This is a genomic window from Sorangium sp. So ce1504 (assembly GCF_051521635.1).
GTDB classification, from domain to species: Bacteria; Myxococcota_A; Polyangia; order Polyangiales; family Polyangiaceae; genus Sorangium; species Sorangium cellulosum_B.
The window spans coordinates 12,952,024-12,968,301 of the sequence record NZ_CP150365.1 but is presented as its reverse complement, the minus strand read 5'-3'; the positions used below and the strand labels follow the sequence as shown (position 1 = coordinate 12,968,301).

Genomic DNA, 16,278 nt, shown 5'->3' with positions numbered 1-16,278 from the left:
GGAGATCCGGGAGGTGTCGAGAGGAGAGGGCTCAGCCGCCCGTCGCGCCGCGGCGGCCAAGGGCCCGCTCGCTCTTGATCTTCTCCTGGATCTTGAGGAGCCCTTCGAGCAGCGCCTCGGGGCGCGGGGGGCAGCCGGGCACGTAGACGTCGACCGGGATGATCTGATCCACGCCCTTGCAGACCGAATAGGCGTACTGGAAGAGGCCCCCGCAGTTCGAGCAGCTGCCCATCGAGATGACGAAGCGCGGCTCCGACATCTGGTCATAGAGGCGCTTCACGCGGGTCGCCATCTTGTAGGTCAGCGTCCCCGCGATGATGAACAGGTCGCTCGACCGGGGGCTCGGCCGCGGCGCGGCCCCGAAGCGCTCGAGATCGCCGCGGGGGCCGCCGGTCTGCATGAGCTCGATGGCGCAGCAGGCCAGGCCGAAGAGCATGTACCAGACGCTGTTCGACCGGCCCCAGTTGAGCAGCCAGTTGACGGTCTGATCGACGCTCGTCGTGATGACGCCGCCGCCGTCGCTCTCGTACTTCGCTTCCCACCCGCGGGGCGGGGCCATCAGGTTCAGGTTCGATGTCATGACTCCGCACCTCCCTCGGCGACCGCCGCCTGACCCGGGAGGCCCGCCGGCGCGCCTCCGCTCGCGTCCGCGAGCGGCGCGCGCGGCTGGCCCCGGCCGCTCACGTTCTGAGCCCCGCGCGGATCCCCCTTGATGGATCGGATCCAGTTGAAATCGCCCTTCACCCAGACATAGGCGAAGCCGAGCATCAGGATGGCCACGAAGAGGAAGATCTCGATCAGCGCGAAGAGCCCGTTGCCCTGGTCCACCCAGCGCTTGAACACGGCCGCGACCGGGTAGATGAACGCTATCTCGACGTCGAAGATGATGTAGACGAGCGCGATGATGTAAAAACGCGGGTTGAAGTTGAACCACGCGGGCCCGACAGGCGCTTCGCCGCACTCGTACGTCTCGACCTTCTCGGCGTACATGTTGTTGGGGCGCAGCAGCTTCCCGAACAGCAGAGAGCCGAGCATGAAGCCGATCGCCACCAGAAAGAACGCGGCAACGCTGGCGTAGGCCATCAACATCGGGCTGAACCTCGCTCGGCTCGCCCCCCTCGTTTCAGGCGAGAGGGGTCGGATCCAGGGGGTTATATGTAGGTGAAAAGCTGCACCGCGGCAAGCCAGCAGACCCTGGCCGCGCCGGCGCTGCTGCTCGGGATCGACAGGACGCGCCGGGCTGGGATATCGCTCGAGCGTGGGTCTCGTTGACGTGACGGTGCTCGCGGCCGTGCAGGGGGCGGCGCAGGCGCTGCCCATCTCGGCGACCGGGCACGGCGCGGCGGCCCGGCTCTGGCTCCGCGCGGCCGACGGCGACGCCTGGGTCATCGCCGCGCAGGCGCTCGCGGCGGCGGCGGCGCTCGCGCTCGCCGTGCGGCAGCGGCTCCTCCACGCGCTCGGCGAGGGCGCCCGGGCGCTCACGACGCCGTCGCTCTTCAGGGCGTCGCCGCCGGCGCGCGACGCGGCGGGGCTCGCGCTGGGCGCCGCCGTGAGCCTGATCGTCGCGGCGGCGCTCGGTCCGTACGTCGCGCCGTGGCGGGACGCGCCGCTCGCGGTAGGGCTCGGCCTGCTCGCCACCGGCGCGGCGCTCGCCAGCACCGCGCTCGCGCCGCAGCGGGACGGCCGCGACGAGACCGACGCGCCGTCGATCGCCGGGGCGCTCGCGGCCGGCGCGGCGCACGGGGTCGCGGCGCTGCCTGGCGCGTCGCGGGTCGGGGCGGCGCTCGTCGTGCTGCTCTGGCTCGGCGTCCGGCCCGCGCGCGCCGTCGAGCTCGCGCTCGCGCTGAGCCTCCCCGCGCTGCTCGTCTCGGGGCTCGCCGAGGCGCGCGCGTTCCACGGCCCGGCGCCAGGGGCGGGCGCCGTGGCGCTCAGCCTCCTCGCCGCCTTCGTGAGCGCGGCCGCGGCGGCCTCCGCGCTCCGCGCCCTCGCCGAGCGGCGGCGCGTCGGCGCGCTCTCGTTATGGGTCGTCCCCCTCGGCCTCGCGATGGTGGCCTACGCGCGCGCGCTGCCCGGCCTCGCCTGAGCGACCCTCGGCGGCCGCGCCGCAACCGTGCGACCCTCTTCGCCGTCCAGACCGCACGTCCAACCGCGGAGAAGCGCCGATGACCCCGACCGACCCCTCCATCCATGTCCTGATCCTCGCCGGCGGCGCGGGCACCCGCTTCTGGCCGGCGTCGCGCGCCGCGCGCCCGAAGCAGCTCCTGCCGCTGCTCGGCGGCGAGCCGCTCCTCGCCGCGACGGCGCGCCGCGTGCTCCCGCTGTGCGCCCGCGGCGGGCGCGCGGGCTGGGAGCGCGTCTGGATCGCGACCGGCCAGCACCTGGTCGCGCCTACCCGCGCGGCGCTGCCCGAGGTGTCCGAGCGGCGCCTGCTGGTCGAGCCAGCGCCGCGCAACACGGCGCCGTGCATCGGCTGGGCGGCCGCCACCGTCGCGCGCGACGACCCCGAGGCGGTCGTCGTCGTGCTCCCGAGCGACCACCACATCGCCGACGTGCCGCGGTTCCTCGAGGCGCTGGGGGCCGCCGTCGCCTCGGCCCAGGGCGGCGCGATCACGACGATCGGCGTCCGCCCGACGCACCCGGAGACGGGCTTCGGCTACATCGAGGTGGACGAGGCCGCCGGGGCGGAGGGCGCGGCGCCCGCGGAGCCCCGCCGCGTGCGACGCTTCGTCGAGAAGCCGAGCCGCGAGCGCGCCGCGGAGTTCGTGGCGAGCGGCCGCTTCCTCTGGAACGCGGGGATGTTCATCTTTCGCGCGGGCGACATGCTGGCCGCGATCCGCGCCCACCTGCCGGCGCTCGCCGCGGGCCTCGACGAGATCGACCGCGCCGCCGCGCTGGGCCCGGGCGACGAGGCGGAGGCCGTCCTGCGGGTGTTCCCGAGCCTACCGGCCGTCAGCATCGATCACGGCGTGATGGAGCACGTCGCCGGGCTCGCCGTGGTGCCCGGCGACTTCGGCTGGAGCGACGTGGGCAGCTGGCAGAGCGCCTGGGAGCTCGCCGACAAGGACGAGCGAGGCAACAGCGCGCCCGCGGGGTCGGTGCTGATCGACGCGCACGGCAACCACGTGGTCGATCTTCGCGCGCGCGCCGCGCCCGACGATCGCCGGGTGATCGCGCTCGTCGGCGTGGAGGGCCTCGTGGTGGTCGAGACCGACGACGCGCTGCTCATCGTGCCGCGCGATCGGGCCCAGGAGGTGAAGCACGCGGTCGACGAGCTGAAGGCGCGAGGGCAGGGCCGGCACACGTGAGCGCCCTACCCGCGCGGCTCCCCCCGCCGCGCCACCGCCCGCGCGTAGATCTCGCGCCGCGGTAGCCCGAGCTCCACCGACAGCTCCTCGGCGATGTGCTTGGCCCGCCTCCCCTGGGCGAGCTCCCGATCGATGCGCGCGTCGAGCTCCTCGTCGCTCGGGCGCGCGCCCTCCGCGGCCGGCGCCGCGGGCGCGAGCACGAGCGTGATCTCCCCGAGCCACTCCCGCTCGATCGCCGCGAGCTCCTCCACGCTGCCGCTCAGGATCTCCTCGTGCACCTTCGTCAGCTCGCGCGCGACGACGGCGCGCCGCCCGGGCATCCGCTCGGCGAGGTCGGCGAGCGTCTCGCGGAAGCGCCGCGGCGACTCGAACAGCACCACCGCCTCCGGCGTCGACGTGACGAGGGCCAGCGCCTCGCGCCGCTCGCGCCCGCCGCGGGGCAGGAACCCGACGAAGCGGAAGCCCCCCGTCACGAGCCCCGACGCGCTCACCGCCACCATCACCGCGCTCGGCCCGGGGATCGCCACGACGCGCGCCCCCGCCTCCGTCGCCGCGCGCACGAGCGCCGTCCCCGGATCGCTCACGACAGGCGTGCCGGCGTCGGTCATGAAGGCGATCGACTCGCCCGCCGCGAGCCGCGCGGCCGCGCGCGCCGCGTCCGCCTCCGAGGCGTGCGCGTCGAACCGGTCGACCGGCTTGCCCGAGACGCCGAGGTGGCCGAGGAGCGCCCGGGCCCGCCGCGTGTCCTCCGCGAGGATCCGGTCCGCCCCGCGCAGCGTCTCGACCGCGCGCAGCGTGATGTCGCCGAGGTTGCCGATCGGCGTCGCCACGACGTAGAGGCACCCGCGATCGCTCGACCCGCCCTGCTCGCCGCCGCTCGACACGGCCTAGTCCATCTCGACGGCGTCGCCGAGCTCCTCCTGGAGGTACGTCCGCAGCTTGGACTGGAGCCGCGCCTCGAGCTGGCGCACGCGCTCGCGCGAGATGCCGAACTCGTTGCCGAGCTCCTGGAGCGTGAGCGGATCCTCGGCGGCCATGCGCTTGTCGAAGATGATCACGTCCTTGCCCTTCAGCGTCTCGCGGAACTTCGAGAGCCGATCGTGGACGAGCCTGCCCATCTCGCTCGCCTCGTACGCGGTGTCCGGGCTCGCCCCCGACGACACGAGCAGCTCGACGCGCGGGATCGTCCGGCCCTCGAGGTCGCCGACCGGGGCGTCGAGCGAGGCCTCGCCGCTCGCGAGGCGGCGGTCCATGTCGACGACCTCCTTCTCCTCGACCGACAGGCGCTTCGCGATCTCCGCCGCCGTGGGCTCGATGCCCATCGCCGAGAGCTTCGCCTTCTCCTTGTTGAGGTTGAAGAAAAGCTTCCGCTGCGCCTGCGTCGTGCCGAGCTTCACGAGGCGCCAGTTGTTGAGGATGAAGCGGAGGATGTACGCGCGGATCCACCAGGCCGCGTAGGAGGAGAGCTTCACGCCGCGGTACGGGTCGTAGCGCTTCACGGCCTGCATCAGGCCGATGTTCCCCTCCTGGATGAGGTCCATGATGTTCTTGTAGGCGCGCCGGTACTCGTACGCGAGCTTGACCACGAGCCGCAGGTTCGCCGTCACGAGCCGCGCGGCGGTCGCGACGTCCTGCGTCTTCGTGTACTTGATCGTCAGCTCCTTCTCCTCGTCCGGCGTGAGCAGCGCGTGGCGCTGCACCTCGCGCAGGTAAGCCTGCAGCGGGTCCGTGCGCGACAGCGCGGCGTCGCCGCCGCCGCGGCCCTCGCCGCCGCTGGCCCGCGCGGAGCGCGGCAGCTCGATGTCGTTCAGATCGACGCTCGCGTCGTCGATCACCTCGCCGACGACCTCCACGACGTCGCCCTCGTCGACGTCGCCCGCCCTCGCGGCGCCGCTCTCGGGCGCGCCGTCCGCCTCGTCGTCGTCCTCGCGGTCGTCCTCGCGCGGGCCCTCGTCGTCGCTCGCCGCGGGCTGCGCCTCGCCGCCCGAGCGCCCGCCGTCCTTCGCGGTGGAGCGCGCCCGGCGCTTTGCGGCAGGCCGGGGGGCCGCGTCCGAGTCGGGCCGGAGGTCCGCGCCTTCATCCTCCGCTCCGGCCTCGGGCCCCGCCTTCGCCACCCCGTCGGGCTGGGGCGCTCCGGTCCCCTTCGTTCGCTTCGTTCGCGGCTCGCTCTTGCTCTTCGCCACCAGGACCTCGTCCTCGAAGTTCTAGTACAGCCCCGTCGCACCGCGCCACCTGTGCCGGCGCGTGGGCGCTTCGCGATCCGGAGGCTACCCGCTCCGCGATCCGCAGGTAAGGAAGAGAGCGCGCGAGATCGGAGAACGTGCTACACGCCAGCCTCCTCCACGTGGACTCGCACCGCCCTCCGCGCCCGCGCTCGCTGCGCCCCTGGTACCTGGTGGCCACCATGCTGCTCACCTGGCTCATCGGCGTGCGCGGCTTCATGGCCGGGTGCGGGACGGCCATGTACCTGCGCGCCGGCATGGCCCCCGACGTCATGGCCGTGGCCGAGCAAGCGCGCGACCAGGGGGATCCGTTCCAGTTCACGTTCCTCGTGCTCGAGGCCGCGCAGGCGCGCGCGCTGAGCCTGTACCAGGACGTCTCCTTCCCCCTCAGCATCGGGAAGCTGCTCCTCGGCGGGCTGCTCGTCGTCGCGAGCGGGCTGGCGCTCGGCGGGCGGCCCGGCACGCGCGGCTTCGTCCTCCAGGTCCTCGTCGCCAACCTGGCCTTCGCCGCGGTCGAGTACGCGCTCACGCGGGGCGTCCGCGGCGCCTGGATCGACATGGTGGCGCAGGCGGGGGCGCTCCTTCCGCCGGACATCCCCGAGCGCGCGGGCCTCACGAACCCCGGCCTCTGGTGGACCGCCGAGCGGGTGCGCTTCGTGATCTTCGAGCTGGCCGTCCTCGGCTCCGCCGCGGTGGCGCTGACGCGGGAGCGCACCAAGATGTACTTCCAGGCGATCGCCCGGACGGTCGACCCCGGCGACGAGCCATGAGCTCCGCGGAGAGGATCGCCGGCGCGGATCCTCGATCGACGCTCACGCAGGCCGAGGAGCGGAAAGTCGCCATCCTCCCGGACGACCTCGCCAACCAGATCGCGGCGGGCGAGGTGGTCGAGCGGCCGGCGAGCGTCGTGAAGGAGCTCGTCGAGAACGCGCTCGACGCGGGCGCGCGCCGCATCCGCGTCGACATCGAGGGGGGCGGGGTCGGCCTGGTGCGCGTCGCGGACGACGGGCGCGGGATGAGCCGCGAGGACGCCTCCCTCGCGGTGCTCCGCCACGCCACGAGCAAGATCGCCCGGCTCGATGACCTCCGCAGCATCCAGAGCTTCGGCTTCCGCGGCGAGGCGCTCCCGAGCATCGCCTCGGTGAGCCGCTTCTCGCTGCGGACGCGGCGCGACGGCGAGTCCGAGGGGACGGAGATCCGGATCGAGGGCGGCGGCGCGGCGCAGGCCATCCCCTGCGGGTGCGCCGCCGGCACCGTGGTCGAGGTGCGCGATCTCTTCTTCAACGTCCCCGCGCGGCGCAAGTTCCTGCGCGCCGTCGGCACCGAGTCGGCGCACGTGTCCGAGATCGCGCAGGCGGTCGCGCTCGGCGAGCCGGGCGTGACGCTGATCCTCTCGCGCGACGGGCGCGTCGCGCGGGAGTGGCTGCGCACCTCGAGCCGCGCGGAGCGGGCGCGCGCGATGCTCGCGGGCGAGGAGCTCGCGACGTGCGCTGGCCAGCGCGGGCCGCTCACGGTCGAGGCGTTCGTGTCGCGGCCGGAGCGCGCCCGCTCGGGCGCCAGCTGGCTGTGGATGTTCGTGAACGGCCGGCACGTGCGCGACCGCTCGCTGGCGCGCTCGATCGCGCTCGCCTACGGCAGCGTCCTCGAGCCGGGCCGGTACCCCATCGGCGCGGTGTTCATCGATCTGCCCGCCGAGCTCGTGGACGTGAACGTCCACCCCCAGAAGGCCGAGGTCCGCTTCGCCGACGGCCGCGCCGTCGCCGACGCGCTCTACAAGATCGTCGCCGCGCAGGTGGCCGCGGCGTTCGGCCTGCCCGCGCCGGCCCCCGGCGGCTTCCAGGGCCGCAAGGGCAAGCTCTTCGAGGACGCGGCGTCCCCGCCCGGAGACGCCTGGGTCTGGTCGAGCGGCCCTGCGGCGGAGGCGCCCGCGGCGGGCGCGTCGACGCCCACGGCGGGCGCATCGGGCGAGCCGCAGGCGCCGCCGGGCGATCCATGGGGCCTCGGCGGCGACCTCGGCGGGGTCCCGCCGGCACGTCCTCACGCTGCGCCAGCCGGGCCGGCGGCGCCGGCGCAGCTCGGGGCGTGGGCCGACATCGCGGCGCTCGATTTCCCGGCGCGCGGCGGGCCGGGCGAGCCGCCGGGGTCGCCGCCCGTCCCCTACCCGGATCTACCGGCGCGCGGTGCGCCGGTGCTCGCCGCGGCCGAGCGCGTGGTCGCCTGGGGGTCGCTGCGCTTCCTCGCCCAGGTGCGCAACACCTTCTTCGTGTGCGAGGGGCCGGACGGCATCTACTTCCTCGATCAGCACGCGGCGGCGGAGCGCGTGACGTTCCACCGCCTGCGCGCGTCGTACGACGGGCGCGACGTCGCCACGCAGAAGCTGCTCTTCCCGGTGATCGTCCAGGCGGCCCCCGCGGAGGTGTCGCTCGTCGAGGAGGCGCAGGAGGCGATCGCGCGGCTCGGGCTCGACGTGCGCCCGGCGGGCGCGGCGCAGCTCGCGGTGCACGCGGTGCCGACGCTGCTCCGCCGCGCGGCGCCCGAGCGCCTCGTGCGCGACCTCGTGGACGAGCTCAGCCACTCGGGCGAGCGCGCCTTCTCGGGCGCGGTGGACCTCGCGCTGGCGACGATGGCCTGCCACGGCTCGCTGCGCGCGGGCGACCCGGTGGCGCCGGAGGAGGCGCGGGCGCTGCTCACGGCGCTCGACGAGGTCGACTTCGCCGGCCACTGCCCGCACGGTCGGCCCATCGTGATGCGCGTCGGCTGGCCGGAGCTGGAGCACCGCGTGGGGAGGCGGTGAGCGAGGCGGCGCTCGACCTCGCCCCGGACGCCGGCGCGGCCGCGCCGCCGTCGTGGGAGACGATCGCGCCGCCGGCGCCGGGTGAGCTGCTCGTCGTGGTCGGCCCGACCGCGAGCGGCAAGACCGAGCTCGCCATCCGGATCGCGGAGCGGTTCGGCGGCGAGGTGGTGAGCGCCGACAGCGTGCAGATCTACCGGGAGTTCGACCTCGGCTCCGGGAAGCCGACGCCCACCGAGCGGGCGCGCGCGCCGCACCACCTGGTCGACGCGGTCGATCCGCTCCAGGCGATCGACGCCCAGCGCTTCGCGGAGCTCGCGGAGGCGGCGATCGACGACATCCGCGGCCGCGGCCGGGTCCCCGTCGTCTGCGGCGGCACGTTCCTCTGGGTGAAGGCGCTCGTGCTCGGCCTGTCGCCCGCGCCGCCCGCCGATCCCGAGGTGCGCACGCGCCACCGCGCGATCGCCGACGCCGAGGGGCGCGCCGCGCTCCACGCGCGCCTCGCCGCCGTGGATCCGGAGAGCGCGGCCCGCCTCGCGCCCAACGACCTCGTGCGGGTCAGCCGGGCGCTGGAGATCTACGAGCGCTCGGGCCGGACGCAGAGCGCGTGGCACGCGGAGCACGGCTTCCGGGAGCGCCGGCACGCCGCGCGCCTGCTCGCGGTGCACCGGGACCGCGCCGAGCTCGACCGCCGCATCGACGCCCGCGTCGCCGGGTGGCTGGAGCAGGGCTGGGTGGACGAGGTCCGCTCGCTCCTCTCCCGCGGCTACGGCGACGCGCGGGCGATGGGCTCCGTCGGCTACCGGCAGGTGCGGGAGCACCTGGAAGGGCGCCTGCCGGCCGACGAGCTCGCGCCGGCGATCGTGCGCGCCACACGCACCTTCGTGCGCCGGCAACGCACGTGGTTGAGGGACCAGGCAATCGCGTACGTCGCGCTGCCATGAGCCATAAACCATAATAATTCCAATATTTTACACCAGGACCACCCGCCGGCGAGGCGCCGCGGGCGCCGCTCATGCGCGCTCTTCGCCGGTCCCACCGCCGCCGCGGCGCCGGCCCGCTCCGGCCAGGGGAGCGCGCCACCGGACCTCGCCGTCGCAGCGCGGGCAGGCCGCGGTGGACGGCCGCGCCTCCTGGGCAAACGCGACGCGCCCGCAGTGCGAGCAGACGGTCATGTGGCGCTGATAGATGTCCGGGCCCGAGAGGATCGCCGCGGCGAAGAGGCTGAGCACGACGTCGCTCAGGAAGTCGCTCTCGCACGGCGCCGGCAGCCAGCCTGATCGGTCGCCCACCACGGTCCAGCGGACGCGCGCGCTGTACAGCGCTGCACGGAGAAACTTCCCCTCGGGGTCCGGTGCCACGAAGTCGAGCAGCGCGCTCCCCACGCGCCGGCGCGCGCGCGCGGTGAGCGCCGCGACCGCCTCGGGCCGCTCGTCCAGCTCGCCGAGCGCCACGCTCTCCGCGCCCGGCTCGCGCACCGCGCGCGGGGGCCTCATCCACCCCGGAGCGATCACGTGCTCGCCGAGCCACGCCCTGAGCTCATGCGGCTCCCAGGGGCGGGTCGTCACCTGCATGAACTGGAGCGCCCCGGCCAGGCTCGGGCTCGCGAGCATGCGCCCGCGCAGGGCGACGAACGACCGGGCCCTCCCGGCATCGGCGCGCGCGCTCCACCCGAGCCTCCTGCTCCGGCTCGCGAGGTCCGTCGGCGCGGCGCCGGCCATTGGGATCTTCAGGGAATTGCTCATGAGTTCCATGGGGTCTTCCGCCCCGCTGTGCGCCGCGGGGAGCGGCCGGCGAACCGGCGATGTGCGGCGCGGTAAGCGCCCGGCGTGCCAGCCGCCGCGGAGGCCCGGATCTCCTCGCGCGCGCATGCGGCGCGCGCAGATACGGCATGTTCGCGCGCGCCGGCGGCGCCGCTGAGGCCTCGAAACCGCCGTCCGCCGAGCGCGGTTGCGGGGTCCAAGCATCAGGGGGGCCACCAGCGCGTCATCGACACCGCAGCTCGCTGGGCTTCATGGGCTCACCCCGGCGGCGCGGGCGCGCGCGCGCCCAACGCCGCGCCGCGCCGCGCCGCGCCGCTCCGGGTCGACAGCCTCCCTCGGACGATGTCGAACCCCAGAGGGCGAGAGGGCGGGGCCCTTCTCGCCTTTTTACGTCCATGCTAACCGCATCTCACCTCCGACAAGGAACGGATCGAGAGAGCTCACCACGGAGCACGGCGTCTCCTGCTCCACGCGAAAGGACGACCATGACGCGAGAGTTGAATGACGTGCAGGCGATCCAGAATGTCGTTGTCCGGATCGCCCACCACATCGATAAGCGGCGCTGGACCGAGCTCCGCGGCCTCTATGCCGACGTCGTGGTGGCCGATTTCACGTCGGTCTTCGGGGGCGAGCCGCAGGAGCAGAAGACGGACGATCTGCTCGCGGGCTGGAGCAAGTTTCACGACGCGATCGACGCATCACAACATTTCCTCGGCCCCCTCGATATCGAGGTGAAAGGAGAGCACGCCTCCGTGGAGTGCCATGTCCGCGCCCACCATCGGTTCGCGCGCGCGCCGGGCGGCGAGGACTGGCTGGTCGCGGGCCACTACCGCTATGAGCTCGCCAGGCACGCCGGCGGCTGGAAGATCTCCAAGGTCAGGTTCGAGATGTCGTACCAGACCGGCAACACGAACATGTTCGAGGAAGCGCTCAGGTGAGCCCGCCGCGGGTCACCGCGGGTGTTGCGGCGCGATCGCCAGGCCGAGCGCGTGCGCCGCGCGCAGGGCCGCGACGCGGAGGTGGCCGTCCGGCAGGCGCTCTCGCCCCGCGACGAGCTCGATCAGCGGCACCCACGAGAGCCGCCGAGCGGCATCGGACCCCGGCGCGAGGTCGGGCACGGCGGCAGCCGAGGCGGGCGCGCCGGCCGAGGCAGGCGCCGCGGTGACCACGAAGGCGAGCGGCTGGACCAGCTCCGGGGTCAGCCCTGCCGAAGGGCGGTAGGCCCCGCCGAGCTCGACGGCCGCCCCCACCCGAACGCCGTACTCGGCCTGCAGCCGCTCGCGCACGAACGCCTCGGCGGCCGAAAGCGCGCTCACGCTCCGCGGCAGCCGCCACGCCGGCGCGACCAGGATGCCGCTGTCGCCCGAGAAGCTCTGGGCGGCCGGCAGATCGTGGTCGTCCACGCCGAGCACGACCTCCCCCGACGGCGCCCGCGCGAGCAGCGCCGTCGAGACCGTGAGCACCCCGAGCGGCCGAGGCACCACGTACTCCAGCTCCCGCGCGGCCACCACGCCGCCGTCTGCGGTCAGCTCCTCGAAGCGCGCCCGCCGTACCTCGAGGAACCCCGCGCTGGCGCTCGGGTCCACCCGCGAGAACCTCCGGCGGCTCGGGCGCCCGAGCAGCGCGGCGAGCGACGTCGGCTGCACGGCGGCCACGCCGCCGTCGTCGTCGCCGGCGCCGGCACCGCCAGCAGCGCCCGCGCCGGCCGCCGCGAGCGGGATCTCGTCGCCGATCCACGGCCCGAACGGCAGGCCGAAGCGCGCCAGGAGGTCGTAGACGTTCAGCTCGAGCCGCGCGTCGGGCAGGCCGCCGACCTGCGCGGCGCGGAGGAGCTGGCGCGCCTCGATGGCGCGGATGCGCCCCGAGGTGCCGAACCCCGACACGTCCTCCGAGGGCGCGTTCACATACGTGGGCTCGACCTCCACCAGCATCGAGCGCACCTCTTCGAGGATGCCGCCCGGCGACGGGTAGTACGTCGTGCCCGGGATCATGCGCTGGATCGCCGCCGCCCGCACCCCGGCCGCCCGCTCCAGCGCATGCTCGACCGTGTGCCCGACCGGGAACTCGGTCTGCACGACCGCGATCGGCTCGGCCAGATAGTCCGCCGGCCCGCTGCCGTCGAGGGGAGGCGTCTCCTCGCGGCAGGCGCGCGCGATCGGCCGCGGATAGCTGGTCCGCGCCAGCACATACGCCGTCTCACCCGCGAAGAAGAACGGCACGATGTCCAGCGTGGGGTGCGGCCGCGCCGCCAGGTCGAACACCTGCCCTGTCGCCCGATCCTGGTGGTGCTCGATCCGCAAGAACTGCCGGGCGCCCTCCGCGGGCGCGAGCCGGAACGCGACCCCTTGACCGGCCTTCACCTTCTCTCCGACGATCAGGTAGTTGGTGGGCGGATAAGGCAGGCAGGCGCCCGTGGTGTCCCGGAGCTCGAAGCGACCGACGAATCGGTTCCGCACGATCCAGGGGTTGCGCAGCGGCGTCGACGACAGCACGCGCAGGCCGAGCCGGGCAAAGAGCGCCTCGAACTGCGCTTGAGAAAAATAGGTATACTCCTCCTTGACCTCGGCTTCCCAGTCAACGCGGTAATCCTTCCTCAACACGAACTCGACAGCATGCTTGTGGGCGAGCCGGTACCGGCGCCACCCCGGGCGCGGCGCGGGGAGCGCGCCGGAGGGCTCGCGCGGGGCGCGCGCCAGCGGGAACCCCGGCTCCGGCGAGAGCGAGCGAAACTCGCCCGCGAACCGCTCGAGCAGCGCCGCCGTCGAGGCGCTGCGGGGATCGCGGCCGTCGTCGCCGTCCTCGGCGGGCACGTCAAGAAACACCGTCTCCGGCCCGGGATCGACGAAGTCCCTCACCACGAGCACCCCGCCCGGCGAGAGCTGCTTCACCTGCGCCGCCAGCGCTTCCGCGGCGTTCGCGTGGCGGTAACCGCCGTAGGAGGTGACGTGGTGGAGCACCGACGAGTCGAAGACGCCGTCGAGGCTCTCGGGCGGGAATACCGTCGTGGCGATGTCGCCCAGCTGAAAGCCCAGGTTCGGCTGCTGATGGGCGCGGCGCGCGAGCTCGACGACCGTCGGATCGATGTCGACGCCGATCACCTCGAGGCGCGGGTAGAGCTGGGCCAGCGCGGCGCTGCCCTGCCCCGAGCCCATGCCCATGTCGGCGACGCGGCCCTCGCACAGGAGGTGCGCTGCCGTGAGCGCGACCTTCTGGCGCATCGACGCGTCCATCGCGGACAGGTACCGCGCGTACGCGGACAGGTCGTCTCGCCGTTGATCTGCCTCGTACCCCGCCGGCGCGCGCGTCGTCATGGTGACGAGTGTACGCCGGGCACAGGACGGGGGTCGACGGCGGCGTGCGCCCGGGAGCGCGCAGGCGCCCGGGCGCGACGCGGCGGTCGCGGGGAACCGGAGCGCGCGCGCCGGGAAGCGGCGCGCCGGCCGCCTCAGCTGGCCGAAAGGCCCGGGAGCGGCGACTTGGACCGCAGGTTCGGATCGCCGAAGCCGGCGAAGTCCGTGACGCCCATCGCGTCGCACAGGCTGAGCAGCACGCGCTCGTGCCGCTCGCCGCTCTTGATGTACCGGCCGCCAGGGGCCGTCTTCAGATAGCCGCCTTCGCCGCTCGCCAGGACGAACTTCATCTCGTTCTGGTTGTGGTTCGGCGAGTCGCCCATGTCGCGGCACCACGCGATCAGCGTGTTGTCGAAGAGCGTCCCGGAGCCGTCGGCCTCCGGGATCGCCTTCAGCTTGTTGATGAGGTCGACGAACCGCTGCGACAGCCACTTCTCCAGCTTGATCAGGTCGAGGTGCGCCGGTGCGCCGGTGTGGATCATGGCGCCGTGCTCGTCGCCCTTCAGCCCGATGTCCGGGAGATCGACGTTCATGGCCTGATCCGAGCCCCACTGGATCGCGCCGACGCGGGTGATGTCGCACGCGAACGCGCCGACGAGGAGATCCATGTGGAGCAGGTTGGCCTGGAGCGGGTTGGCCGGATCGGTGGAGGGCTTGGTCGGCACGCTGCAGCCGCCGGTCTGGCCGGACGACGCGTTGGACAGCCGCTCCTCGATCTGCCGGATCGAGTCGATGTGCAGCTCCAGCTTGTACTTCTGCTCGGAGCCGAGGTTCCCCTCGAGCGCCTTGATCTCGTTCTTGAGGTGGTCGAGGACGCTCTTGCGACGGCGCAAGAGATCGTCTGACGACGTGTTCGACGGGATCGCCGAGCCGAACAGGGTGGAGTAGGCGGACGTCGGAGAGGCGATGCCCGGCAGGTTGTCCTTGCGATAATACGGCGATCTCCCGCCGTTCACCGTGCTCTCGGCCCCCAGCAAGAGCGAGGGGATCTGCGTCTTCGTGCCGGCGGCGATCAGCTTGTCCGCGATGAACTGGTCGACGGAGATCAGCTTGGCGGGGTCGCTGAAGCCGAGCCCCGTCAGGGCGTCGGGCGCGCCGTGGTTGTTCCCCGGATTCCCGCTGGGGAGGCCGTCCACGAGCACGACGTGCTGCTTCACGTCCGCGAGCGGCGACGTCGACTCGCTGAACGTGGGGGCCTCGCCCGAGACGCTCGTGGGCTTCCAGATCGATGGCGCGGTCCCCATCGTGCAGAACAAAAGGAGCCGCTTGGGCTTCCGCCCGGGCGCCGCCTCGGCGATGGAGTCGAGGAATGGGTTGAACAAGAAGCCGGCACCAACGCTGGCCCCCAGCCCCTTGAGGAAATCTCTACGACGACTGCTGCGCATGAACGACCCTTTCACGCTACCGATCTCGCGCCAACGGAGCTCGCCGCGACAGGTGCGTGGGGGCGCACCTGTCGCGGCGAGCGGCCTCGCGCCCTCGGTGTCAGGTCGCGGCGATGCCGGGGAGCGGCGTCTTGCTGCCCAGCGCCGGATCCCCGAAGCCGGAGAAGTCCGTGACGCCCATCGCGTCGCACAGGCTGAGCAGCACGCGCTCGTGCCGCTCGCCGCTCTTGATGAACCGGCCGCCAGGGGCCGTCTTCAGGTAGCCGCCGTTGCCGCTCGCCAGGACGAACTTCATCTCGTTCTGGGTGTGGTTCGGCGCGTCGCCCATGTCACGGCACCAGGCGACCAGCGTGTTGTCGAGGAGCGTCCCGGAGCCGTCGGCCTCGGGCGTCGCCTTCAGCTTCTTGATGACGCCGACGAACTGCTGGTGCAGCCACTTCTCGAGCTTGATCAGGTCGAGGTGCGCAGGGGCGCCGGTGTGGATCATGCCGTTATGCTCCTCACCGCTGAGCCCGATCTCGCTCAGGTTCGCGTTCATCATCTGATCCGAGCCCCACTGGATCGCGGCGATGCGGGTGATATCGCACGCGAACGCGCCGACGATGATATCCAGATGGAGCTGGTTGGCCTTCAAGCCATTGGTCATGTCGCCGCTCGGCGTTCCCGGGACGGAGCAGGCGCCCGTCCCTCCTCCGCCTCCCGGGGTCATGGTGTTCGAGAGCCGCTGCTCGAGCTGGCGGATCGACTCGAGGTGCAGATCCAGCTTGTACTGCTGCTCCTTCCCCAGGTTTCCCTTGAGCGACGTGAGCTCTTTCGTGAGGTTGTCGAGGACGCTCTTGCGCCGCTTCAGCAGGGCCTCGGCGGCGCCGTTGTCGTTGCTGCCTTGGTTGTTGGACGGCGTGAAGCCCGTGAACACGGTCGAGTAGGCGGACGTGGGGGAGGCGATCGGCGACAGGTTGGTCCCCTTGTAGAACCCCGTCTTGCCGCCCTCGACGGCGGCGCCGAGCAGGAGCGAGGGGATGGGCGTCGACAGCCCGCTGCCCTTCAGCTTCTCGACGATGTACTGGTCGACCGAGATCAGCCCGTACGGGCCGTTGCTGTAATAGCCCATCCCGGTGAGGCCGTCGGCGGACCCGTGGTTGTTGCTGGGGCTCCCGCTGGGGAGGCCGTCCAGCATCACGATGTGCTCCTTCACCTCCTCGAGCGGCGAGGTGGACTCGCTGAACGTGGGGGTCTCGCCGGAGACGCTCTTGGGCTTCCAGATCGAGGGGGCCGTCCCCATGGTGAAGAAGATCAGGAGCCGCTTCGGCTTCTTCCCGGGAGCCGCGTTGGCGATGGAATCATAGAAGGGAGAGAACAGAAGGCTGGCCCCCAGGCTGGCCCCGACACCCTTGAGAAACTTCCTACGACTGTGGCTGCGCATGACCGATCCTTTCACTCGCTACCGATCTGTTCTTGGGTT

14 protein-coding genes are annotated in these 16,278 nt (G+C 73.0%); 6 read left to right on the top strand and 8 right to left on the bottom strand.

The genetic code is table 11. The features are described 5' to 3' along the window. Nucleotides 1-31: 31 nt before the first annotated feature. Nucleotides 32-580: an NADH-quinone oxidoreductase subunit NuoB gene (nuoB, locus tag WMF39_RS48995; protein ID WP_012241670.1), complete on the bottom strand. Its 549-nt coding sequence runs from the start codon at nucleotides 578-580 to the stop codon at nucleotides 32-34. Continuing rightward, nucleotides 577-1,089, bottom strand: a complete 513-nt coding sequence (locus tag WMF39_RS48990; protein WP_437743307.1) for an NADH-quinone oxidoreductase subunit A — start codon at nucleotides 1,087-1,089, stop codon at nucleotides 577-579. The genes nuoB and WMF39_RS48990 overlap by 4 nt, the downstream gene beginning before the upstream one ends. Nucleotides 1,090-1,258: 169 nt before the next feature. On the opposite strand from WMF39_RS48990, the gene WMF39_RS48985 reads away from it, so the two are divergent. Then, entirely contained in the window at nucleotides 1,259-2,083 is an 825-nt protein-coding gene (locus tag WMF39_RS48985; protein WP_437743306.1) for an undecaprenyl-diphosphate phosphatase, read from the top strand. Nucleotides 2,084-2,162: 79 nt separating this feature from the next. Next, nucleotides 2,163-3,305, top strand: a complete 1,143-nt coding sequence (locus WMF39_RS48980; RefSeq protein WP_437743305.1) for a mannose-1-phosphate guanylyltransferase — start codon at nucleotides 2,163-2,165, stop codon at nucleotides 3,303-3,305. Nucleotides 3,306-3,310: 5 nt separating this feature from the next. Here WMF39_RS48980 and rsmI read toward each other — a convergent pair whose 3' ends face one another. Together rsmI and WMF39_RS48970 are read right to left on the bottom strand one after the other, a co-directional pair. Further along, nucleotides 3,311-4,189 (bottom strand): 16S rRNA (cytidine(1402)-2'-O)-methyltransferase, encoded by an 879-nt coding sequence (gene rsmI / locus WMF39_RS48975; RefSeq protein WP_437743304.1) that lies wholly within the window; start codon nucleotides 4,187-4,189, stop codon nucleotides 3,311-3,313. Nucleotides 4,190-4,192: 3 nt separating this feature from the next. Continuing rightward, entirely contained in the window at nucleotides 4,193-5,488 is a 1,296-nt protein-coding gene (locus WMF39_RS48970) for an RNA polymerase factor sigma-32 (protein WP_437743303.1), read from the bottom strand. Between the two features lie 221 nt (nucleotides 5,489-5,709). Here WMF39_RS48970 and WMF39_RS48965 point away from each other — a divergent pair, with 221 nt between their 5' ends. From WMF39_RS48965 to miaA, 3 genes are all read left to right on the top strand, one after another. Further along, nucleotides 5,710-6,297, top strand: a complete 588-nt coding sequence (locus WMF39_RS48965; protein ID WP_437743302.1) for a hypothetical protein — start codon at nucleotides 5,710-5,712, stop codon at nucleotides 6,295-6,297. Next, entirely contained in the window at nucleotides 6,294-8,321 is a 2,028-nt protein-coding gene (mutL, locus tag WMF39_RS48960; RefSeq protein ID WP_437743301.1) for a DNA mismatch repair endonuclease MutL, read from the top strand. Before WMF39_RS48965 ends, mutL begins: the two co-directional genes overlap by 4 nt. 62 nt (nucleotides 8,322-8,383) lie before the next feature. After that, on the top strand, nucleotides 8,384-9,262 hold the full coding sequence (miaA, locus tag WMF39_RS48955; protein WP_437748132.1) for a tRNA (adenosine(37)-N6)-dimethylallyltransferase MiaA: 879 nt from the start codon (nucleotides 8,384-8,386) through the stop codon (nucleotides 9,260-9,262). A gap of 69 nt (nucleotides 9,263-9,331) precedes the next feature. Here the strand turns inward: miaA and WMF39_RS48950 are convergent, their stop codons facing one another. Beyond that, nucleotides 9,332-10,063, bottom strand: a complete 732-nt coding sequence (locus WMF39_RS48950; RefSeq protein WP_437743300.1) for a hypothetical protein — start codon at nucleotides 10,061-10,063, stop codon at nucleotides 9,332-9,334. Nucleotides 10,064-10,566: 503 nt separating this feature from the next. Between WMF39_RS48950 and WMF39_RS48945 the strand changes: the two genes are divergently transcribed. Then, nucleotides 10,567-11,019 (top strand): nuclear transport factor 2 family protein, encoded by a 453-nt coding sequence (locus tag WMF39_RS48945; RefSeq protein ID WP_437743299.1) that lies wholly within the window; start codon nucleotides 10,567-10,569, stop codon nucleotides 11,017-11,019. Nucleotides 11,020-11,031: 12 nt separating this feature from the next. On the opposite strand, the gene WMF39_RS48940 is transcribed toward WMF39_RS48945, so the two are convergent. From WMF39_RS48940 to WMF39_RS48930, 3 genes are all read right to left on the bottom strand, one after another. Then, entirely contained in the window at nucleotides 11,032-13,392 is a 2,361-nt protein-coding gene (locus WMF39_RS48940) for a methyltransferase domain-containing protein (RefSeq protein WP_437743298.1), read from the bottom strand. A 134-nt stretch (nucleotides 13,393-13,526) separates the two neighbouring features. Next, nucleotides 13,527-14,816, bottom strand: a complete 1,290-nt coding sequence (locus WMF39_RS48935) for a DUF1552 domain-containing protein (protein WP_437743297.1) — start codon at nucleotides 14,814-14,816, stop codon at nucleotides 13,527-13,529. 100 nt (nucleotides 14,817-14,916) lie between these two features. Next, nucleotides 14,917-16,239, bottom strand: coding sequence for a DUF1552 domain-containing protein (locus WMF39_RS48930; RefSeq protein ID WP_437743296.1), 1,323 nt, complete (start codon nucleotides 16,237-16,239; stop codon nucleotides 14,917-14,919). Between the last annotated feature and the right edge of the window lie 39 nt (nucleotides 16,240-16,278).